Origin of the sequence: Flagellimonas amoyensis (genome assembly GCF_003058265.1) — a bacterium.
Taxonomy (GTDB): domain Bacteria; phylum Bacteroidota; class Bacteroidia; order Flavobacteriales; family Flavobacteriaceae; genus Flagellimonas; species Flagellimonas amoyensis.
Map to the genome: position 1 here is coordinate 95,979 of NZ_QBUK01000004.1, position 23,852 is coordinate 119,830.

Sequence of the window (23,852 nt, forward strand, 5' to 3'; positions counted from 1 at the left end):
AATGGAAAATAAAGGAAGGCAAAAAAACCGTAGGTCATTTTTAAAGAAACTAGGGATTGGGGGACTTGGCGCCTCCATGGTCCCATCGTCCATGTTTTCCCAATCTGGGGCACCGCACTCCAATCTGGTGGAAAATGGATTCCAAAACCAGCCAAAAGCGTATAATGCGCCTTACACCGGACCATTTCTGGACAGGGTCGCTTTTCCTATAGGCGGTATGGGTGCGGGCATGTTTGCTTTGGAAGGTACCGGGGCCATTTCCCATATGTCCATCAACAATAAACCAGAAATATATAAACGGCCGAACATGTTCGCCGCCATTTCCGTAAAAGGATTTGAGCATGGATCAAAAGTCTTGGAAGGTCCTGTTCCCCAATGGAAGCTTTTCGGACCACCCAGGAGTGCCAATGGCGCTTTTGGGTCAAACTATGGTCTTCCAAGGTTTGCCGAAGTCTCCTTTGAGACCAAATTTCCATTTGCCAACATAGCTTTAAAGGATGAGGATTTACCCTTGGAGGTATCCCTTCAAGGTTGGAGCCCTTTTATTCCGAATGATGAGGATAGTTCCGGACTGCCTGTTGGAGCATTGGAGTACCATTTCAAAAACACAGGCAATACAACCCTTGAAGCTGTTTTCTCCTACAATTCCTGGAACTTTGTCAAAGACTGGGAAACCAAAGGGGGCATTACGGGGATTCCAAAGGGATTTGTATTGACACAAGATCGCACCGAGGAGAACCCCGAGTTGGAATCGTATTTTGCCATTTTCACCGATAATGAAAAAACGGTAGTGGACCATTGTTGGTTTCGGGGAAGTTGGTTCGACCCATTGACCATGGTGTGGAATACCATAAAGGAAAGAAAGCTATTGTCCAATCCGCCCGTGGAAGAAGGAGCACCTGGGGCTTCCCTTTTTGTACCCCTAACCTTGGCTCCCGGTGAGGAAAAATCCGTTCGGGTCATGATGTCCTGGTATACTCCAGTATCAACTGTGAAATACGGGGAGATTGGCGAAGAAGAGCCCTGTGCCGCCGACGGCGTCTGTTGTTCCCCAAAAGTTTTTGGTGTTGGCGAAGAGCCTAAATCAGAGACCTACAAACCATGGTACAGCAACAAGTTTAAAAATATTGGGGAAGTGGTAGATTATTGGTCGGAGCATTACGATGATCTAAAGACCAAATCCAACCTATTCAAGGATTCCTTTTACAACAGTACCCTGCCCCCAGAAGTACTGGAAGCTGTCGCTGCCAACCTGACCATTCTAAAATCACCTACGGTGATGCGTCAATTTGATGGGAGGCTATGGAGCTGGGAAGGCTGTAATGATGAAGAGGGTTGTTGCGCAGGGTCGTGTACCCACGTCTGGAACTATGCCCAAGCCATACCCCATCTTTTTCCTGCAATGGAAAGAACCCTTCGGCATACCGAATTCTGTGAGAGCCAAAGTGCCGAAGGCCACCAGACCTTCAGGGCAAACATGCCCATCTCTCCAACCAAACATGCTTTCCACGCTGCCGCCGATGGTCAACTTGGAGGCATCATGAAAGTATATCGGGAATGGCGCATCAGTGGTGACAACAATTGGTTAAAGACCATATATCCCATGGTGAAGAACAGTATGGATTTCTGTATCAAAACCTGGGACCCCAAACACAAAGGCATCACCGAAGAACCGCACCACAACACCTATGACATTGAGTTCTGGGGACCCGATGGGATGTGTTGTAGCTTTTATGTCGGTGCCCTTTTGGCCATCACCAAGATGGGCGAATTTCTTAAAGAAGATATTGGTCTGTACAAACAATTGTATAAGAAGGGCAAAAAATATCTGGAGAACAACCTCTTTGACGGGGAATACTTCAATCAGCATATTATTTGGACAGGGCTCAACGCCCCCGACCCTTTGAAGGGCTCCGAAACCTCATTGCGCACGGATTATTCCGATGAAGCCAAGGAACTTTTGAAAAAAGAAGGTCCAAAATACCAATATGGAAAAGGATGTCTATCCGATGGAATATTGGGTGGATGGATAGCCAGAATGTGTGCTTTGGAGGATCCCGTGGACACTGAAAAAACGAAAAGCCATTTGGTTGCCGTTCACAAATACAACCTTAAAAAGGACCTTACGGACCACGTGAACCCGCAGCGACCCACCTATGCCCTTGGTAAGGAAGGAGGACTATTGTTATGCTCTTGGCCCAAAGGAGGCATGCTTTCCCTTCCCTTTGTCTATAGCAATGAGGTTTGGACAGGTATCGAATATCAGGTGGCATCACATCTTATGTTGATGGGAGAAGTGGAAAAAGGATTGGAAATCGTGCGCATCTGCCGCGACCGCTATAACGGACACACCCGAAATCCCTTCAATGAATACGAGTGTGGAAGTTGGTATGCCAGGGCCATGGCCAGTTATGGACTATTGCAAGGTATGACAGGTGTTCGCTATGATGCCGTTGACAAGACCTTGTTCATCGATTCCAAAATAGGAAACGACTTCACATCTTTCCTTTCCACCGCCACTGGGTTTGGAAACATCGGCCTCAAAGATGGAAAGCCGACTGTAGATGTAAAATTTGGAACTATAGAGATCGGAAACATCGTGATTTCTGGAAAAGAATATAAGGCGTAATCGCCCAACTTGAACGAAAAACAAAATGGGAAAACCAAAATTGATACTGGTCGGGGGCTTTTTGGGAGCTGGCAAGACAACATTGTTGTCCGTGGCCGCCCATTTCCTGCAGTCCGATAAGAAAAAGGTAGGCCTGATCACCAATGACCAAGCGGCCGGTCTTGTGGACACCCATATTTTGGAGTTCAACGGGTTTGATGTGGAAGAGGTATCGGGTAGTTGCTTTTGTTGTGATTTCAATGGTTTTTACAATGCCATCAACAATCTCATTTCGCTTAAATGCGACATTGTCCTGGCAGAACCTGTTGGAAGCTGCACAGATCTCTACGCCACTTTGGTCCGCCCATTGCAGTCCATGTATAGTGAGAAATTGGATTTGGCGCCACTGTTTGTCCTTGTGGACCCGTTCAAATTGCTGAAGATCATTGATGAAAACAGCACCAAGGAAGGTCCTGGCTACATTTACCTCAAACAATTGGAAGAAGCCGACCACCTTGTGATCAATAAAATAGACCTGCTGAAAACCGAGGACCGGGCAAAGATCCAAGAAGTACTGGACACCCAATTTCCGGAACATCCCGTGCATTGGATCTCGGCCAAAACGGGAGCAGGTATCGAGGAATTGGCGGGAAGCACTTTTCTAAACTCCCAGGCCCACCGTAATAGGATAGCCGATGTTGACTATCAGACCTATGCGATTGGCGAAGCGATGATGGGTTGGTACAATGCCACCTTCATGATCGGGAATGTAGAGGACAAGGAAATGGATTGGATGCAGTTTGGACAAACGCTTTTGACGGTGTTCCAACAAGTGTTCAATTATGAAGAGATTGATGTGAACCACCTCAAAGTATTCTTAAAAAGTGGTTCATCCCATATGGTCGGGAATATCATTAACGCAGATGACATCAATGTCAGGGGAGAGTGTTTTTACTCCAAATCGACCAGAATGGTCTTGAACATCAGGGCAGAGACCTCCCATGTGTTGATCCATGAGATTGTACAGGATGTGATTGAGATTTTTGAAAACGAAGGGTTTAGGTTTGAGGTTGTCACCGAAAAACATTTGACCCCGGGCTATCCCAACCCAACATATAGGTTCAATGAAACAATGACCTAATAAAGAATGAATAGTTGCCAAACACATCCGCCGGACGGATTGTAGCAAGCACTGAAAAATATATGGACATGTATTGTCATAACAAATTTGAGTTAGTTGTTTAGTTAGTTGATTAGTTGTTTAGTGGTGAATTTTGCCGGGTCAAGCACTTGGTCCGGCAATTCTCTAAACCAACGGAAAAGATTCAAATTGGAATTATGCCGATATTGCCAAACAAAATAAAGACCAATACCAAACCAAACAATATTTACCCATTAAACCTCAGAAACATGATTCGACTAAGTAAGATTACCCCAGCCATTCTATTGTTCTTTGCCCTGGGCAGCAGTGCCCAGATCGCCCCCAACAACCTTGCGGGTCTCACCCAATACCAAAAGGGCCATAAAAGCAAAAGGATCAGCAGCTATGACAGGTCTGGAAAGAACATGGACATGAAACAAATGATCGAACCGGGTCAATCGATAAACCTTTGCGACATAAAAGGTACAGGAATCATCAACCACATCTGGATTACCATTTCCCCCCGCATAGACGAATTGAGCAGAAATGACGTGGTCATCAGGATGTATTGGGATGGTAGCGAAACCCCTTCGGTAGAATCACCCATCGGGCCTTTTTTCGGTCAGGGTTGGGACGAAGGCTATGACTATGCCTCTATGCCATTAAGTGCCGGGCCAAAAGAAGGTGCCGCTCTTGTGAGTTATTTCCAGATGCCTTTCCGTACAGGGGCACGTATCGAGATTGAAAACCAATCCGATGTCACCATGGACGCATTCTATTTTTATATTGATTATGAAGAGGTTGACAAACTTCCCGAAAACACCCTGTACTTCCACGCTTGGTATAATCATGAACTTACCGAAAGTCTTCCTGATGGTGAAAATGAATGGGCCATTCTTGGGGAAACTGGTGCGAACACCACAGGAAAGGACAACTATCTTATCATGGAAACCAAGGGCAAAGGCCATTTTGTAGGGGTAAACTATTATGTAAACTGCCCTACCCCAATGTGGTATGGCGAAGGAGATGATATGATTTTTATTGACGGAGACACCTCCCCTACACTTCAAGGCACCGGTACCGAGGATTACTTCAACACTTCATGGTGTCCAAAAGTACCATATTCGCACCCCTATTTTGGTTATCCAAGGGTCAATGGCGAGATGGGCTGGTTTGGAAGAACGCACGTGTACCGCTACCACATCACGGACCCTATACGTTTTGATTCTTCCTTGAAGTTCACCATCGAACATGGCCACAACAACAATCTGACCTTGGATTTGGCCAGTGTTGCCTATTGGTACCAGAGCAAACCCTTCCCAAAGTTCCCAAAAATGCAAGATGTGAAGGAAAGAAGCCCTCTTCCCAGCCCATCGGTACAAGATATTCACCGTTGGAGGGACGCTTGGAGAAAAAGCATGGGCAACGGCAGTCAGCTTTGGGGAAATGAAAAGAATTAGGCCGGACCGATTTTAACCACCAATCCCAGTTTTGAAGAAACTATTCTATTACATCACCATCACAGCTTTCCTGTTCGCATCCTCTTGCAAGGATGTGGACAGGGAAGTTTCCATTTTGGAACAGTTCCCCAAAGAAGTCTCACAATTCCTTTCCCAAATAGAAGTTGACCCTTTAGGGTCTTATGAGCCAATCGTTACGGTACAGAAGGTATCGGAAAACATGGTCAAGGTTCGTTTGGAATTCGACATCAAGGATACGTTAAGACAGGATGATTGGCAGTTGGGAATCACCCCAAATTTCAAGCCCGATTTTCATTGGTCGCCACACCTTACCCCTACGGACGAACATATTATTGCACAACATGCCTTTCGGGCCCCGGCTTTGATTGTTTCCGGCGAAGGGAAACAACTGGTGGTAATGCCTGACATTGACCTTTTGGAAAAAGGAAGCCCTGTCAAATGGTACATGGACTTGGATGCCCCAAAAAACAGACTTACGCTGGGCCTTAGCGATTATAAGGTAGAAGAACACGTTCTATACAAAAGAAAAGAAGGAGCTGTTTATCTTCCACAAAAACTTGAGTTCGGCTTCACCTTGATGGTCAGTGACCAACAAGAAGACATTGAAAACCCGTGGCGAAAACCTGTGGCCTATTATTGGAAAAAATGGGGCGGTCCACTCTATGAATCCGGCCAACCTTTGGACACCGATCTGGAGACCTATGTGGAGCACACCTATAACTGGGCCTTTACCAATTGGGAAGAGGCCGTTTGGCAGGAGTTTGAACTTGAAGGCAAAAAGGTGGGCGCTCCTGCATTCATTGTCAATGTGACCCAAAGTCCAAATTACCCCGGCGAAGTGGACCAACGTGAATTCCTGTCCATCTGGAACCAAGCTTGGTTCAGTTCCCTGCGTTCGGCTTCAGGTCTGTACCGCTATGCCAGACGCACCGGAAACAACGCATTATTGGAAAAAGCGGAGATGGGGAAAGAATTGGCCCTTTCCTTTCCTCAAAACCAAGGGTTTTTCAAAGGTTTGATCGCTGCCGAAATGGAGGAAGTCACCATCGATGGCCAGACCTACAATCGTTCCAAAGGATGGAAAAGCCATTATTTTGGCAATTCCAACAGAAACCCATACACCTGGGACCCCAAAATGGCCCCATACCATGTTTTGGACATGAGTTGGACAGCCTATTTGATGTTGACATGGTACGAGGACTTGGAAAAAGACCCAAGATTGCTCCACTATGCCACCACCTATGCCGATGCCCTTCTGAAAAAACAGGATGAGGAAGGCTTCTTTCCCGGGTGGCTCTCCTTGGATACCTTTCAGCCCATGCAACACCTCAACCAATCACCGGAAACCTCCATGTCGGTGACCTTTCTTCTAAAACTCCATGAATTGACCCAAGACAAAAAATATCTGGGTCCGGCCCTTAAGGCCATGGAAGCCGTAACCAAGGAAATTGTCCCTTCGGGAAGATGGGAGGATTTTGAAACCTATTGGTCCTGCAGTCGCTATGGTTCCGAAACCTTGGTGGGCAAAAAGGTGGAAAGAAACAATATGTACAAACAGAACAACCTTTCCATGTATTGGACAGCGGAGGCCCTTCTGCATTGTTATGGGGCCACAGCCGATAAGAAATACCTGCAATTGGGCCAACGCACTTTGGATGAACTGCTCATGACCCAGGCCGCATGGCAACCACCCTACCTCTATGTGGGAACATTGGGTGGCTTTGGCGTAATGAATGCCGATGGGGAATGGAACGATTCCCGGCAGAGCCTTTTCTCGGAGTTGATCTTAAAATATGGTGAAGAACTGAACAATGGGGAATATACCCAACGAGGATTGGCGGCATTAAAAGCTTCTTTTGTGATGATGTACTGCCCTGAAAACCCAAAGACCAAGGAGCAATGGGAGCTAAAATGGAACTTCTTTGGTGAGAAGGATTATGGGTTTATGATGGAGAACTATGGCCACGGGGGCATCACCGATGAAAAAGGCATTGGAATTGGTGAATTCACCATTTACGATTGGGGAAATGGTGCGGCTTCCGAAGCCTACAATCGCATTCGGGACCATTTTGGAAGCGATTATTTTTTGAATCTACAGAACAAAAACTGAAATCCTTTTGGATTGTAGCACACTCTGCCTCGCAAACTCCATATTGGACTCATCAGCATTCATTGGATGATGGTTACCTTATTTCAAGATGACAGCGAATCTCAAATCAAACTCTGCCGCCGTGCCTTTTGTACGGCCTCCAGTTTGTTGTGTACCTGCAGCTTTTTGTAGATGTTCTCGATGTGCTTTCGGACCGTGCTGGGTGAAAGGAACAGATGGTTGGCAATGACGGTGTAGCTGAGCCCCTCAGCCAATTGTTCCAGTACTTCCTGTTCACGAGCACTCAGTTCGACCACATCTTCTTTTATGGACAAGGTTTCCTGCTTTTCGGGATAGCGCAACAACCGCAATGTTTTTACGGCAATGGAAGGACTCATGGCAGCGCCGCCCCCAATGGTCTCCTTGATGGCGCCATACAGTTTGTCCGCTTCCACTTCCTTCAGCAGATAACCATCGGCCCCGGCCCGGATGGCATTGAAAATATGGTCGTCGTTATCAAAAACAGTGAGCATGAGTACCTTGATGTGCGGGTATTTCTGCTTGATGATGTTCACCGTCTCTATGCCGTCCAAAATCGGCATTTCAATGTCCATGAGCACTAGGTCCAGATTATGGCTCTTCTCCAGTTTTGCCAAAAGCTCACTGCCATTGTACACCATGTATTTGATGTCCAGATCTTCAAAATCGGCAAGTTTTTCATGGATGGCCCTTGCCAAAAAGGTATTGTCATCAACTATTGCCAACTTGATCTTGCCCATCGTTTTGTCTTTGAATTTACACGTTCACTTTTAGCTCCACCTTGGTGCCTTTGCCCAGCACACTGGTCTGTTTAAAATCGATGCCCGCTTTTTCGGCACGGTTGCGCATGATCTGGAGACCGTTCCCTATTGACTCCTTTGTGGTATCGAACCCTTGCCCAAAATCCTCGATCACTATACCCACTTGATTCTCCTGTTCCGTAAAAGTCACAACAATTTCTGTACTGCCCGAATGTTTCACTGCATTGTTTACGGATTCTTGGATGATGCGGAACAGGTTCATCCCCACAAAGGCATTGAGCACCTTGTCAGAAGGATTCCCTTCCGTTCGCACCAATATCTTATCGTCCATGGCCTCGTGGACCGTCGCAGCCAATTGTTGGGTGCGCTCCTTGATATCCTCCAAGCCAATCTCGTCCTTGTTCATGGCCCAAATCGTATCCCGAAGTTCCGAGATGGTCACCAAGGAAAATTGTTTCATTTGGGTGAGCTTTTCCATAAGGAAAACCTCCCCCTTATCGATTCCCCGTTTGGCCGAATCGGTGATGGAGGTCAAATAGGTAAGCTGCGAACCGATATTATCGTGTAGGTCGCGGGCAATGCGGATACGCTGTTCTTTCAGGTTCTCCTGTGCCTTGGCTTCGGCCATGACCTTTTCCAGAGCTGTCTCCCTCGCCATGTTCCTTGCTTTTATTTTTTGCTCCCGAAACACCACAAAACCTACGATCAACAGTATTGCCAAAAGACCGCCGCTGCCCATCAGCATATTGTTGCGCTTTTTTATGGACAGTTCGCTTTCGACCAGTTCATTCTGTTGGCGAAGGATCTCGTTCTCTTTTTGTTCGGTCTCATACTTTTCCTTTAGGTTGAGCATTTCCCGTGCTTTTTCCGAAAAATAGAGACTGTCCCTTGCCGCTTTGTGCTTTTGATGATACTCATATGCCTTTTTGAAATCTGGCTTTTCTTCATAGATCAACGACAAAGTCTTGGAAAGCACATCAATGCCTGGTAGAAATTCGATTTGCTCCGCTTCCGCATAGGTAGCCAAGGCCAATTCTTCGGCCCTGTTTACTTTTCCCTGTTTGAGGTATATATTGGCCAAATCATTTTTTAAGGAAATCTGGGCCAAACGCTCTCCCCTTTCTTCTTGAAGGCTAATGGCCTGACCATAATAAAGTTCCGCAGCATCAAAATTCCCAAGTCCCCAACTGGCCAAGGCTAAACTTGTAAAAGAATAGGCCTGATCAAGCCTTGCCCCAATGGTCTTATAACCTTCTAGCGATTTTCTCGCATACTCATAGGCCTGATCATATTGCTTTTTATCAAGATAGGATCCGGCCACATTATTATAGCTCATCGCCACAAAATAATCGTTCCCGATCTTTTGGTACATATCCAATGCCTTTAGGTAGTATTCCAAAGACAGGTTTGGTTCTTGGATCAACTTGTACCTGTTTCCCAGATTCAAATAGGAACCGGCGATCCAAATACTATCCTTACCCTCAATAAAGCTCTCCAAGGCCTTGAACTGATAATCTACAGCAGTATCAAATTCAGTAAGGGCCTCATAAGCATTGGACATGTTGGTATACAGACTTCCCAACACATAGTGTTCCTTTGAATTTTCCAAAATGGGCTTGGCCTTCATGTGATACTCCAATGCTTCTTTAGGTCTTCCAGCATCCCATGAAAGAATACCATATACCATCCAAATCCTTGCCCGATAATAATCGTCATCCAGCGCATCTGCTTCCTTAAAAGCCAAGTCCACATAATATCTGGTACTGTCCACATTTATGGACCGAAACTTCATTCCGACGTCCTTAAGGGCCAGCACTTTTTCCCCACCCTCTTTTTTGGCCACAGCGTCTTTGAGCATTTTGAGCTCTTCCTCCACGGTTTGGGCACTCAGTGTGGTATGGAACATCCCTGACAGCACCAATACCGTCAAGGATGTAATAAGTTTTTTTATCGAAGACATTTTCTAAAAATAGATAATTTTTTGGGCCTTATGACGCTTATCCTTTCAAAATTAATCGGCCTTGTCCGCCAGTTTTTCCACAACGGCATCCAAATAGGCATTCATCCCTTTTTCGGCACCTTCCAAATATTTTTTGGGATCACACTTTACCGTGGAAAAATTGGATTTTTCCAAATGTTCCACACTCCATACCTGAAGCACGCCCATATCGGTTCCCATTTTGTCCCTATCCGGGGTTTGGGCCACATCAAATTTTTGCCGTTCCATCACACCGGAGACTTCCACTCCTCCCCTAGGGACAAAGTTGCCCATATCGAACCTGATGTTGCTTTCCTCACTGATCACAAAAGTGGTCTCTGCCTTTACCCTTGCATTTCCGGCATGTCGGTTCAATGTTCTGGACACCTCGCTTTGGCTATCCTCAAAAACGTTGACCACAAGAACAACCTTGTTGAAGATGAAATCGGTTTTCTGGTTCACCACTTTGTTTTCGGTGTTACCTGCATAATCGGCAAAGCCTGCAAGGGGTATCGCATCTTTCCCCATGGTCCTGAACGGCACTACAAATTTTTGGGTGGTAGGCCTTGTAAGGATGATCCCAAACTCCTTTCCTCTTTCCGGACCTTGGCCCGCGGTGAGTTCCCATCTGCTCTCACGATTCTTTTCATAAGCTTTGTGGTTCCAGAGTTCTTCGATAGATGCAATCTCAAAACCTTTGGATTTCAAATCGGCCACATAGTCCTGATAGAGTTGATCCGTCAATTTTTGAAGGTCATTGGGATCAAGCCCTTCCAAGACCAACGTAAGGGACGCCTTTGCATCTCCCTTGAGTCCTCCCCTCCACAGTTTGCCCCCTTTTTTGGAGTCTTCCAAACTAAGGGCCGTTTGATAATTGACCTGAAAATCAGAAATCATCACCTTTTTGGGACTTTTTCTATAGCTGAGATTGGCAGGACCAAGGGTCTTTATCTTTACTTCACCCACAGTTTGGGCAGATACGGAAAGGATGGTAAATAGGATCAGTACCATCGAAAAAGCTATTTTCTTCATTTGTTTTTAAAGTTTGGATTGATATTTCATAGTAAAGCAAACATAGACCCGAACCCTTTGGCAATCAATACGGCAATTGCCGTAAAGTGCCCCCATCTCCTTCTGATCAGACATCAAAATAAAAATAGCCGAGGAGGCCCATACCGCATGCGGCACAGATCAATATGGCATTGATGCGGCGTAGCTTCGGGTTCAGGTCCTTGGACTTGGCATATCCCTGCAGACCGATGGCCAACAACAATACCGGCAAACTGATATACAGGTTAAAGAGATAGAACCACAACCAGCCGGTGCAAAACGCCCAAGTGGCCAAAGCAGAGGTCAACGGGGGAATATAACGATCTATGCGCCCCACCGATTCGTCCGGAAAACGGAAATACAGAAAGGTGGAAAGCAGCACCATTGGCCCGATCAATGCAATCAATAAAAAAACAATCCCCATCATAAGTCATCGGTTTGGTGGTAGGGCACTATACCAGGTAAAATTCTTCTTGGTCCATGGTCAACAGGCTAATGGGCATATTTCCATATTGCGTCATGAAAATGGTGATGCCGTCTCCCACGGAAAGCTTGTCGTACAGCACTGTATTCACCTTAATTGTTCCTTGGGTAGTCCGTATGCTGTTCGAGTTGGACCTTCGGTTGGAGGTGATGGTTAGCTTGTCCTCCACCAATGCGGCCACTCCTTTTTTATGGGCACTGAATTTATTTCTTCGGTAATTTCTATGGACCCTATAAAGTTGAAAAGCCTGATATAAGGGAACCGCCCAAAGTGGAAAAAGAAATACTGCAAAACCCCAAAAACCGCTGATCAACAATAAAATACCTATGGAAACAAACGGAGCGGCCAGGAATAAACGTCTTTTCAACGCTGCGTACCAAATTCTTTTAAGGGCCTCAAAATCTTTTTGGGCATAGCGGGTATGTGGAATCCGTTTTTCAAGAAACCTATCCGTATCCGTACGGGGAAGGGGGTCATTTGTTGCATCGGACCGGGAAAGAATATCGAGCTTGAGCGTCCTTTTGGATTTGGGTGCCCGGTCCATCACCACATCCATCCCCACTTTTACCTGGGTATATTCCCTGTAGTCCACCGAAAACTCCTTATCATCCAGATACAGATAATACTGTCTGGTGGTCCTCGTTTTCCCTCCTGCTCCCGATCCACCACCCGTGGTCTGTATGTTGAGTCTTTTGTCCGTTACCCTCCCTGAGATGCGATGTTTTATCCCGCGCCGCAGATCGATGGCGGTGGTGCCGATCATATAGGCGATGACGCCAAAAAAGAACAGGCAAAAACCGATGAACACATACATCACCACGGTATCCCCTACAAAACTGTTCTTGAAATCCTTGAACACAAAGGAAATGAACAACAGAAACATCCCGATCACCACCACAGGGAACGCCAACATGGCGAACAGCTGTTGTCTGAGTTTTTTGATGTCGGCAGGTTCTAGGGGTAAATGCTCCTTTACTGGCATGGAAATAGGTCTTTGCAGAATGATATCAATACCCGGTATAGATGAAGGGTGCCCAGAAATAAGGGTGGGTCTGGTCCCCATAAACCCCTGCAATAAAATTGCGCTTCACTTGCGCCAAGGCTGCGGATGTGGCCATGCTCTTGTTGAACATCCTATCATAGAGTTCCACACTCAAAAACATGGTTCCTGAATCGCTCACGCTCCACAGGGAAGTCAAGGTGCTGCTCACCCCTGCATTGAAAAGGGCCTGATTGAGTCCCTTGATACCATCGCCCGGCGATTCAATGCCCAAGGCGGTCTGGCAGGCGCTCAGCATCACAAAATCGATGGGAAGGTTCAGTTTTTCCACTTCGCCCACGACCAACATACCATCTTCCCCATCCACAGGTGTGGGTTTCACCGTCATGGCGAAGGCGCTCAAATCAAACACATAAGGGTGTACACTGGCATGACTGGAAAGATGGAGCGCCCTATACTTGCCCAGTTCGTTGTCCCGGCTCATCCTCTTGAGTTCGTTCTCGGTCATCATCTCATCAAGGCGGGTATCTGTAAGTGGCACCTTTTTCTGAATCAACACCACTTCATGTCTTCCCCCCTCCAAAAAGCCCATGGGCTCATCACTTTGAAAAGTGGCAAAGGCATAGTCCAAAGGCAGCCCTTTTTCTAGATCTTCCCGCACTCGGTACCGCAGCTTTTCAAGGTCGCCGATGGAACTTAAAGGTGCCTTGGGAGCTGAATGTAGAGCATAGGTGGCACCACCAAAGGCCAAAACATTTTTCTCGAACTTCTTTTTGGGCTGTTTCCTGAGGCTGTACAACAAAGAGGCATTTGGAATGTAACCCATCTCGAAACGCTCGGCCAGGTAACGGCCCTGACCATCGATCAACGCATCAAAAGGAATGGTGCCTGTCAATCCTTCTGGACTGATGGTGAGTTTGGTAATGCCCTGCAATTTATCCTCCAATCCATCTATAAAAGTGTTATAGAATCGGCGGAGCAGGTCCGGCATCTTCTCTTTTTGAAAGTACACATACTGCCCATCCACCACCTTGGCCTCCATATGTTTGCGAAGGTATTGGGTCATCAGTTTGAATTCTCCTAGAGCAAACATGCCGGGCTTTCTCGCTTTCGTCCCGTTCAGATAATCCAAATTGGGTTGGCGAAATTCGTTCTTGGCCATTTCCTTTTCCAGTTCGATGAGTTCCTTGTCATCCGACAACAAATCTGCAAAGGCTCCGGCGGATCTGTTGTATTTTACGGTGACGTCATTCTTGCGTACCAAACACATCAGATAGGTGCCTTCGTAGGTGGTTCCTTTGGAAACATCGATAAAGGACAGGTAGGCCTCATTAGCTCCCAGAACGGCCTGAAGTTCTTTCAATGGAAGTTGTTTTATAGTGCTCCTTTTATCGTTCAAAAGGGAATAGGACCGGTTGGATTCGATAACGTCATAGATCTTATCGAACTGTTGGGTCTCATAATAGGAGGCCGCCAGCATTCCATTGATTCGTTGAAATTTATCCAAATAACCCCTTTGGGCCAAGATGGACAATCCTTCCAACACCTTGACTTCTTCTTCCCTGGCTTTTTCAAATTGTTTGGTGGCTTCCGCATAGTTTTTCATCTCCATCAACCGAACACCATCATTATAGGCATTTCCCGTTAAGGCCACGGCTCCCTCACCAAGAATATTTTCCGTGGTGGAGAGGCCGTTCGTCACAAAAGATGTATAAGGTTGATTTCCCATTCCAGGAATTTTTAGGAACTCCTGGGCCTTTTTGCGTATGGCCTTGCCTTTTTCCACATCTTTGTTGAAGGCATAGGCACGCAGCAACACATAATAGGCTTCGGCCACATATTCGGGCGATTTCAGCTTTGGCAACAGATTGACGTAGCCATCTGCAATTTTGGCCGCCTCGTCATATTTTTGCTGCTCGGTAAGCGCCATCACCGTATAGAAATAGGTTTTTGCCAACGTGGCCGTGGAAGGTGCCTTGCCTTTGAGCTGATCGATCATGAAACTACTGGAGGCCAATACCCGATCCCATCTTTTGAGGGCGGCCTGCACGCGGGCCAATCTTAAAAATGCCCTGTAGCGTGATCCCAACAAATAGTTGTTTTGGTCAAAAACGATCTTTTCCAGATGGGGCTCCAATTTCTGCCCGAAGGAAAAATTGACCTTCTCCGACAACTGGGCCATATAGGTCAGGGCATCGACATATAATGCCCTCGAGATTTTCCCCTCTTCCACCATTTTTCCGGCATTTACCCAATCGGCCAGTATTTTTTCTGCGGTCGCATTCTGGGCAATACCTTCATAGGTGGCGCCTAGACTTGAGCCCAGGCTTTCAAAAGTGGCCTTGGCCCGAACCATGCTCTGTTCTTCATAGTTGGAAAGCATTTCCTTGGCCCTTTGTACCGTTCCCAATAAGTGGGGATAATTGGCCAAAGAGTTCACATAACCGCTCAATGCCTGTTTGTCCCGTTGCATGGTTGCCTGATCTTGGCCCACGGTCTGCATGTTTTCCAAAAAGAGTTTGGCCTCAGTTGACCTATTGGCAAATATGGCATACATAAATCCATCGAAACCGGTCTCAGGATTGTAGCTGTCAAAGGCCATCGCCCATTTCGAGAACATTACCGCATCGTCAGGTTTGTTGCTGCCGTATAGGGCACTGGCCACCCAACCAAAGGCTTTGGAATTTTCAGGGTAGGTTTCCAACAGTTCCCCTGCGGATACCAACCGTGCATTGGTATTCTTTGACCTGCCTGCTTCCAAAAAGGCAGCATAGCTGGGATGTGATTTGGGATCGTTCGGTGGGATGGTCACTTGTGACCAACTTAGGGCATGGGCGCAAAGGAACGCCACCAATATAAAGTTTCGCATGGTATGCTTTTAAAGTGATGTTTGGAAAGACTATAAAGATGTTGTCAATTGACCGTCCTTGTAGATGGCGGCCTCGTGGGTGTTGTTCTGGTTCTTTTTGAGGTATTGCCCGCTTATGGTGCCATTTTGCATTTGCATGATTTCCTTGCTTCCATCAAAATGCCAAATCATTTGGAGGCCATCCATGGTTCCTTCACGGTATTCCGCAAAGATTATCTTGTTTGCGGACATCAAAAATTCCATGGTCATCCCGTTCTTTTGTCCATTTTTCCAATTGCTGTAAACGGCATCGTTGCCATTGACCTTGACTCCGTTGCCATTTTCGCAGTTGCCCATCACACATGGTGAAATGCCTGTGGTCACCAATGGACTGTTGCTGACATGTTTGTCATTTTGGTAATCCCTGAAGTCATAGCCTGCTTTGTTCCTGATCACATGCAATCCTTCCCGTTTTCCATCCACGAACAACCCAAAGGCATACATATTTCCTTCGCTCTCATAACTGAAGAAACCTTCTTTCTTTCCATTTTTGAACTTGCCCCAATACTTGCCAAAGTCCCCGGTCTGATTTCCTATTCCCTGCAAAAGCTGATTTTCGTGGAAACCGACCTGATAGCCAGTTTCCTTGTTGCCTTCCGAAAGTGTTGCAAAACCATATCCGTTTTCGCAATCGCCTTTGACACATTTTATGCTTTGTTGGGCAGATGTGGCGAAGGTTGAAAGCGCTACAAAGGCCAAGATCAATTTCAATTTTCCCATGGTATCGGTTGTTAAATGGTTATTGCACAAACCTAATGGGAAATGGGAAGTGGCTCAATACGGCAATTGACGTATATCTGTTGGACAACTTCTTTCCGAAGAAATGGAAATAGGAATACGAAACACATAAAAACAAAACAGCCGATAGTTTATATCGGCTGAATTTGATTCAAATAATAATGTGTTATGCTCAGGACAAAATCCCATATAAAAGTGCCGCTAGGGCACAACCCATAATCGGGCCTATTACCGGAACCCAAGAATAGCCCCAATCACTCCCTTCCTTCTTTTGGATGGGAAGCAGGGCATGTACGATCCTCGGGGCGAGGTCACGTGCCGGATTGATGGCATAGCCCGTGGTGCCACCAAGGGCAAGTCCTATCACGAATACCAAAAGGGATACGGGAACAGCTCCCAAAGACCCCATTCCCATGGGCACTTGGGCATCTCCTTCACCCAAAAGGGGATCACTGAAGTAAAAGATGACAAAAATGAGGGCAAAGGTGCCCACTAGCTCACTCAATAAATTGGATGGCCAATCCCTGATGGCCGGTGCTGTACAAAAAGTGGCCCTTTTGCCTCCGGCGTCATCTGTTCTGCGGTAATGGTTGCGGTACAAGGCCCAAACCATGAAAGCTCCCAACATCGCCCCTAGCATTTGGGCCAAGATGTAGGAGGGCACCGATTCCCATGAAAATTTACCTGCGATGGCCAAGCCAATGGAAACGGCGGGATTGAGGTGGGCCCCACTATAGGGTCCTGCCACGACCACACCGATAAAAACTGCCAAGGCCCAACCCGTGGTGATCACGATCCAGCCACTATTGTTTCCTTTGGTATCCTGTAGGACCACATTGGCCACTACCCCATTACCCATGAGGATCAGAAAAAAAGTCCCGATGACCTCTGCTATAAATGCTGTCATTTGAATATCGTTTTACTTATTGTTAGACCAGTAACTGGTGGTATTGATGGCCCTGTGCCATTGCCCAACGCTCTCCTTGACTTTAAAATCATCATTGGGCTTAAATTCAGTTTTTACGTTCCATTGCCTTTTGATCTGCTCCACATCGTCCCACAAACCAATGCCCAATCCTGCCAAATAGGCGGCCCCCAAGGCCGTAATCTCCGAAGTTTCCGGTTTTACGATACCACATTGCAATACATCGGATTGGAATTGCATCAAAAAACGATTGGCGGTGGCCCCGCCATCGACCCGAAGCTCCTTGATCTCAATGTCCGCATCCGCTTCCATGGCTTTCAGCACATCATAGGTCTGAAAGGCAATGCTTTCCAAGGCCGCACGGGCAATATGGCCCGAAGTGGTCCCCCTAGTTATGCCCACAATGGTTCCACGGGCATGTTGGTCCCAATGGGGTGCCCCCAACCCGGTAAAGGCAGGAACAAAACTGACGCCGCCATTATCCTCGGTATTGTCCATCAATTCTTCGATTTCTGGAGCGGAATGGATGATCCCCAATCCGTCCCTCAACCATTGCACCACGGCCCCGGCAATAAAGATGCTACCTTCCAAGGCATATACCACCTCATCCCCTATCTTCCAGGCGAGGGTGGTGAGCAGCTTGTTCTTGGAAATGATGGGCTTGTCCCCGATGTTCATCAACATAAAACAACCTGTTCCATAGGTATTCTTCACCATTCCGGGTTCGGTACACATTTGCCCGAACAAGGCAGCATGCTGATCTCCCGCTACACCCGTTATGGGTATTTTTCTAGAGAATATGGCCCCTGAGGTGGTGGCCAAAGCGCCACTGGAATCACATACTTCAGGCAGCATATTTTTTGGAATGCCGAAAAGTTCCAACAACTCATCATCCCACGAAAGGGTGTGGATGTTGTACAAAAGGTATCTTGAGGCATTGGTGCTGTCGGTGATATGTTTTTCACCTTGGGTGAAGTTCCATATCAACCAAGAGTCGATGGTACCAAGGGCCAATTGCCCTGCTTCCGCTTTTTCACGGGCACCTTCCACATGATCCAAGATCCATTTTACCTTAGTCGCCACAAAATAGGCATCGATCACCAGACCGGTCTTTTCCCTGATCATGGGTTCGTGGCCTTGGGCAATGAGCTCATCACAATAGTCGGATGTCCGCCTATCCTGCCACACAATGGCATTGTAAATGGGCTCACCCGTTGTCCTGTCCCAAACAACCGTGGTTTCCCTTTGGTTGGTTATCCCTATGGCGGCCAAATCGTCTGTTTTGATCTTGGACAGGGAGATCACTTCGGCAGCCACTCCAATTTGTGATGATAGGATTTCATTGGCATCATGTTCCACCCATCCTGGTTTGGGGAATATCTGCCTAAACTCTTTTTGGGCAATGCTGATGGTCTTTCCATTCCGGTCAAAGATCAAAGCCCGTGAACTTGTGGTGCCCTGGTCAAGGGCGAGAATATAGTTTGACATGTTTGTTTGTTATTTATGTGCGTATGTTCTATTCAACCTTTTGTAATCTCCCGGAGGCCAAAACCTTACCCGGCATGGGATTCACAAGATAATTTTTCGCAATACTTTGGAAATCCTGTATTTGTCCGTCCACCCAATCCTTGTCCTTGTCCATTTCTTCGGCCATGATACCGGCGACCATTGGGGCCAATTTCATGGCTGCCTTGGCATTTAGGAACAGGATGCGCAATCGGCGGGCCAATATATCATCGACCGTTCGGGCCATTTCATAGCGGACCGCCCATACCACTTCCGCTGCGGTAAAGGAAAAATCAGGGTGCAATTGATAATCCAAATCTGGATCCTCCTTTTTGAGTTGGGCAATGCCTTTCGCATCGGAGCCATAAAAAGCCAAAGCTCCATCTTCAACCGGTGCATTGGAATACCCATGTATCTTCAAGGCCTTCGTCTGGCATGGGCCCGTTGACAGACCACCCACTGCTATGGCCTCATCCACCGTGTCCTCTGCCATTTTCCTGTAAGTGGTCCACTTTCCTCCTGTAATGGTGATCAATTGGGAAGCAGTGACCTTGAGTTTGTGGTCCCGGGAAATTTCCTTGGTACCCACTTCCTTGTTTTCTGGAAGCACCAGGGGCCTGAGGCCAACAAATACACTGAGTACATCATCTTCCGTAGGCACTTCTTTCAGATAGTCCTTGAGGGTGTCCAAAATGAAATCGATTTCTTCCCGTAGGGGTTTTGGTTCCAATTGATGTCGATCTAAAGGGGTATCGGTGGTGCCCACCAAAAGATGTCCATGCCAAGGAACGGCAAAAAGTACCCTACCATCGGAAGTGGCCGGGATCATTAGGGCATGTTCACTCTTAAGAAAGGATTGGGGCAATACCAAGTGGATCCCTTGGCTTACTTTCAATAGCGTATTCGCTTCAGGGTTGTCCATTTTTAGAATATCATCCACAAAGACTCCTGTGGCATTGATGACAACCTTGGCCTGTACATCGTAGGCCTTCCCTGTTTCCACATCGATGACCACTACACCATTTACCTTGCCCTCTGCATCCTTTTTCAACTGATCTACTTTCATGTAATTGAGCAGCACCCCTCCTTGTTCAATACTGGTCTGTGCCAAATTGACGGCCAAACGGGCATCATCGAACTGTCCGTCATAATACTGCACACCTCCATTCAATTTCTTTGGGTTCAAATTGTCCATCTGTTTTAGCAAGGTGTTCCGCTTGAGCAAGGAGGTGTTCCCCATCCTGAACTTTCGGGCCATCCAGTCATATATCTTCAAACCGAAACCGTAAAAATATTTTTCCCACCAGCGATAACTAGGAATGATAAAGGACAAGGGGTTGACCAAATGGGGGGCATTCTTTAGCATAAGGCCGCGTTCGTGCAAGGCTTCGAACACCAACTTAATGTTTCCTTGGGCCAAGTAACGGACCCCTCCGTGCGCCAATTTGGTACTGCGACTTGAAGTTCCCTTGGCAAAATCGGACTGTTCAAAGAGTACGGTCTTCAAACCACGTGAGCTGGCATCGAGTGCCACTCCAAGTCCGGTAGCCCCTCCGCCAATGATCAGAACATCCCATACTTGCTGTTCGTTTTCTATTTTTTCCAACAATTGACTTCGGTCAAAGAAAGTTTCCTTTGGTTCTTTTTTCATGTATAATTAGAAATAAATCGAAACAAATGTAACACAAAGACAACGTTAAAATAACAGAAATGCAAAAAAAATTCCGTAAAATGTCGAAATACTATTTGTTTTTATTTTTTTTTGTTACTTTCGTAATCGTTAATATTGTCTTAAGTTTTTAAAAAACCAACAACTAAAACTAAATTTTAGGAATCCAATGAAAAAAAGTTATGTGTATTCGCTCTTGTGTTTCTTGCTCTATTTCTGCGCTTGGTCCCAAGAAAATCAAATCAAGGGTGTAGTGACCGACCAAGCCGGAGTTCCCCTTCCTGGAGCTTCGATAGTTGAACAAGGCACTACCAATGGTGTTGTTTCCGATTTTGATGGACAGTTTAGCTTGACCCCTACCAAAAACCAGGTCGTTCTTGAAGTTTCCTATGTAGGTTACAAGCCCAGTGAGGTTTCTGCAAGGGCAGGTTCCTTTCAAGAAATCACCATGGAGGAGGATGCCAGCGAGCTGGATGAAGTGGTGGTCACCGCACTCAATATCACCCGTGAGGAAAAGTCTTTGGGATATGCCGTTGCAAAGGTTGAAGGGGAGGAAATGACAAAATCCGTGTCCGGCAACTGGATGAACGGCATGTCCGGTAAGGTTCCGGGGCTGTTCTTTGCCCAAGCGGGATCAGGACCCAGCGGTTCCATCCGTGTCACTCTAAGGGGTGATCAGTCATTGAACTATGGTGGCAACGAGGCCCTTATTGTAGTGGATGGGGTTCCCATCAGCTCAGGTATGACAGCCACCCGTGCCGTAAGTAACTATGCCCAAGCCGATGCCCCCGTGGATTTTGGTGATGGACTGAGCGATATCAACCCTGAGGATATAGAGTCCGTATCAGTATTGAAAGGTCCGGCCGCAGCGGCCCTTTATGGCTCGCGGGCAGCGAATGGGGCCATCATGATAACGACCAAGTCTGGCAAGAAAGGAAAGGGACTGGGGATCACCATCAATACCACCGTCAGCTTTGAACAAGCCGGGTTCTTCCCCGATTTCCAAACCGAATATGGAAATGGTTCCGATATGGGCGAACAACCCTATTCCCTTTGGGATTTGACAGAAGACATGGCTCCCGATGGAGTTGCCACCAATAGAAATTACTCCAGATATACTTTCGGAGAAAGGTTCGACCCAAACAAAATGCGCTACCTATATGCCTCCAAGAACTGGGAAACGGGTACTTTCTCCAAGTTGCCCTGGGTGTATCAAGACGATTGGTATACCGGCCTTTTCCAAACAGGCGTCACTACCATCAATACTGTGAGCATCAATGGAAACAATGGCGAAGGAACTTCCAGCAGACTTTCCATTACCGATTTCAAAAACGATTGGATCATGCCCAACACCGGGTTTGACCGTCAATCGGTATCCCTGGCGTTCAATACACCGATCAATGACTGGATCTCCATGAATTCCAAGGTCAATTACTACCGAAAGAGAAGTGACAACATGCCCGGGGGCGGTTATGATGAATCCAATCCCATGTATGCCTTGATCTGGGGTTTCAACGTAAACAGTATCGACGATTGGAAAAACGAATACTTTGATGGCCGATACAATTTCGTGAATTGGTCTGCACAGGGAGAAAATGGACAAGGTCTGGTATTTCCTTCCGCAAATTCATACAATCCCTACCGTACCCTGTATGAGGCCCTTAGCGCCCATGATAAAAACAGGGTGTTCGGGAACATTGGCCTAAACTTTGACCTTGGGCACGGCCTATCATTGGACCTACGCTCAGGTCTGGACTGGTCCACGGAGTTCAGGACCCAACGTAGGCCTTTTTACACAACCGACTATCCAAATGGTTTTTACAGGGAACAGACCGTACGTTATTTGGAGAACAACAACGACTTCATGCTGCGTTATGAGAACAACGACATGGCTGATGGAAAGTTCACTCTCTCTGCCTTTGTGGGTGGAAACAACAGGGTGAACGAATATTATAACAGCAGGATCACCTTGGAACAGTTGGGTGAGGAAGGTATCTACCACACCACCAACTTGCCCACAGGGGTCAATCCGGACAACTATAATTACAGGAGCAAAAAGGTCGTGAACAGTTTTTACGGCATGTTGTCTTTGGGCTGGGACGATACTTACTTTTTGGATGTTACCGCACGTAATGACTGGTCCAGCACCTTGTCCCCAGGCAATTGGTCGTTCTTCTATCCTTCTGTGGCAGCAAGTGTCCTTGTTGACAAAGTCCTTGACTTCCAGACCAATGCCCCTTGGATAGATTTCACCAAGTTGCGTTTTTCATGGGCCAACGTAGGTAACGATACCGGCGCTTATTCCTTGACACAACCCTACGGAAACACTTCTTTTCCCGGCGGTTATGTGCTACCAGGAACTATCCGGAACCCACTCATCAAACCTGAGAATATCGAAAGTTGGGAAGTGGGACTTGAGGCCAAGTTCTTCAAAAATCGATTGTCCTTTGACATCACAAAATATTATTCCTCTACCACAGACCAGATTGTGTCTGTTAATGTGGACCAAATTACCGGTGCGACCGGCAGAATCATCAATGCCGGGGAAATTACCAATGAAGGTATTGAAATCGCTGCCCGATTTGTACCCATACGTACCAAGGATTTTGAATGGTCATTTGATGCCAACTGGTCCAAGAACAACAACACCTTGGTAAGCTTGCAGGAAGGTTGGGACCCCGAGGAACCGCTACAGACCGATATGGGTACGACCATCGGCGGCAGGGTCTACGTCTACTCCTATTTGGGCGGGGAAATGCACAACATCTATGGCCGTGGATTTCAAAGAGCACCAGAAGGAGCCACTTATATCGATGAAAATGGGGAAACAGTTGATGCTTCCGGGATGCACATTGTAAACTCCCAAGGATACCCTGTCCTGGATGAATCCCCAGACCGTGAAATTGCCAAAGTAAACCCCGATTGGAGGGGAGGAATGACGCAACGTTTCAGATACAAGAACCTTTCCCTATCCGCATCTTTTTCAGCACAGATGGGGGGAAGCGCTTATTCTGTGACCAATTTCGCCCTTTCCTATCAAGGAAAACTCAAAAACTCCTTGGAAGGTCGGTATGACGGATTGGTCCATAAAGGTGTCAATGTAGTAGAAAACACGGACGGCACTGTTACCTATACCAAGAACACAACGGTGACGGAAAACATCCAAACCTATTACAACGCCTACATCTGGAACAGGAACAATACCGAGATGAACACCTTCAGCACAGACTTCTTGAAGTTGAGGGAACTACGACTTGATTATCAGATGCCGCGAAAAATAATGGAGAGTACCGGCATCTTTCAAGACATGAGCTTCGGAATCTTTGCGACCAATGTGTTTTGTTGGACCGATTTCCCTCAATACGACCCTGAAACAGGGATGTTGAACGGATCCAACATCATGATGGGTATCGAATCCGTAACCTTTCCAATGACCCGCACATACGGTCTAAATGTTAAACTTTCATTCTAATCA

Annotated in this window: 15 protein-coding genes; 5 read left to right on the plus strand and 10 right to left on the minus strand. The window is 46.8% G+C overall.

What is annotated here, in order from left to right:
- The first annotated feature begins 1 nt into the window (after position 1).
- The 4 genes from DB398_RS06855 (at position 2) to DB398_RS06870 (ending at position 7,340) form a co-directional block, all read left to right on the plus strand.
- The gene (locus DB398_RS06855; protein WP_108423655.1) at positions 2-2,629 is read left to right on the plus strand and encodes a GH116 family glycosyl hydrolase; all 2,628 of its coding nucleotides are present in this window, start codon (positions 2-4) and stop codon (positions 2,627-2,629) included.
- A gap of 25 nt (positions 2,630-2,654) precedes the next feature.
- Positions 2,655-3,749, plus strand: a complete 1,095-nt coding sequence (locus DB398_RS06860; protein ID WP_108423656.1) for a GTP-binding protein — start codon at positions 2,655-2,657, stop codon at positions 3,747-3,749.
- A 269-nt stretch (positions 3,750-4,018) separates the two neighbouring features.
- Positions 4,019-5,209, plus strand: a complete 1,191-nt coding sequence (locus tag DB398_RS06865) for a glycoside hydrolase family 172 protein (protein WP_108423845.1) — start codon at positions 4,019-4,021, stop codon at positions 5,207-5,209.
- A 31-nt stretch (positions 5,210-5,240) separates the two neighbouring features.
- Positions 5,241-7,340: a glycoside hydrolase family 88 protein gene (locus tag DB398_RS06870; protein ID WP_199913363.1), complete on the plus strand. Its 2,100-nt coding sequence runs from the start codon at positions 5,241-5,243 to the stop codon at positions 7,338-7,340.
- 101 nt (positions 7,341-7,441) lie between these two features.
- On the opposite strand, the gene DB398_RS06875 is transcribed toward DB398_RS06870, so the two are convergent.
- The 10 genes from DB398_RS06875 to DB398_RS06920 all read right to left on the minus strand — a co-directional run bounded on the left by DB398_RS06875 (position 7,442) and on the right by DB398_RS06920 (position 20,359).
- Complete coding sequence (locus tag DB398_RS06875) at positions 7,442-8,098, minus strand: response regulator (protein ID WP_108423657.1); 657 nt, start codon at positions 8,096-8,098, stop codon at positions 7,442-7,444.
- Between the two features lie 16 nt (positions 8,099-8,114).
- Positions 8,115-10,079: a tetratricopeptide repeat-containing sensor histidine kinase gene (locus DB398_RS06880; protein WP_108423658.1), complete on the minus strand. Its 1,965-nt coding sequence runs from the start codon at positions 10,077-10,079 to the stop codon at positions 8,115-8,117.
- A gap of 51 nt (positions 10,080-10,130) precedes the next feature.
- A complete protein-coding gene (locus DB398_RS06885; RefSeq protein WP_108423659.1) occupies positions 10,131-11,129 on the minus strand; it encodes a hypothetical protein in 999 nt (332 codons plus the stop codon).
- Between the two features lie 106 nt (positions 11,130-11,235).
- Positions 11,236-11,574, minus strand: a complete 339-nt coding sequence (locus DB398_RS06890; protein ID WP_159076339.1) for a hypothetical protein — start codon at positions 11,572-11,574, stop codon at positions 11,236-11,238.
- A gap of 25 nt (positions 11,575-11,599) precedes the next feature.
- Positions 11,600-12,613 carry a hypothetical protein gene (locus DB398_RS06895; protein ID WP_108423661.1) on the minus strand — a complete coding sequence of 338 codons (1,014 nt, stop codon included), beginning with the start codon at positions 12,611-12,613 and terminating at the stop codon, positions 11,600-11,602.
- 25 nt (positions 12,614-12,638) lie between these two features.
- Positions 12,639-15,500: a CHAT domain-containing protein gene (locus tag DB398_RS06900; RefSeq protein WP_108423662.1), complete on the minus strand. Its 2,862-nt coding sequence runs from the start codon at positions 15,498-15,500 to the stop codon at positions 12,639-12,641.
- A gap of 30 nt (positions 15,501-15,530) precedes the next feature.
- Positions 15,531-16,259, minus strand: a complete 729-nt coding sequence (locus tag DB398_RS06905) for a hypothetical protein (RefSeq protein WP_108423663.1) — start codon at positions 16,257-16,259, stop codon at positions 15,531-15,533.
- Positions 16,260-16,449: 190 nt separating this feature from the next.
- Positions 16,450-17,184, minus strand: a complete 735-nt coding sequence (locus DB398_RS06910; protein WP_108423664.1) for an MIP/aquaporin family protein — start codon at positions 17,182-17,184, stop codon at positions 16,450-16,452.
- Between the two features lie 12 nt (positions 17,185-17,196).
- On the minus strand, positions 17,197-18,690 hold the full coding sequence (gene glpK / locus DB398_RS06915) for a glycerol kinase GlpK (RefSeq protein ID WP_108423665.1): 1,494 nt from the start codon (positions 18,688-18,690) through the stop codon (positions 17,197-17,199).
- A gap of 28 nt (positions 18,691-18,718) precedes the next feature.
- Positions 18,719-20,359, minus strand: a complete 1,641-nt coding sequence (locus DB398_RS06920) for a glycerol-3-phosphate dehydrogenase/oxidase (RefSeq protein ID WP_108423666.1) — start codon at positions 20,357-20,359, stop codon at positions 18,719-18,721.
- A 187-nt stretch (positions 20,360-20,546) separates the two neighbouring features.
- On the opposite strand from DB398_RS06920, the gene DB398_RS06925 reads away from it, so the two are divergent.
- Positions 20,547-23,849 carry a SusC/RagA family TonB-linked outer membrane protein gene (locus DB398_RS06925; RefSeq protein ID WP_108423667.1) on the plus strand — a complete coding sequence of 1,101 codons (3,303 nt, stop codon included), beginning with the start codon at positions 20,547-20,549 and terminating at the stop codon, positions 23,847-23,849.
- Positions 23,850-23,852 lie beyond the last annotated feature (3 nt).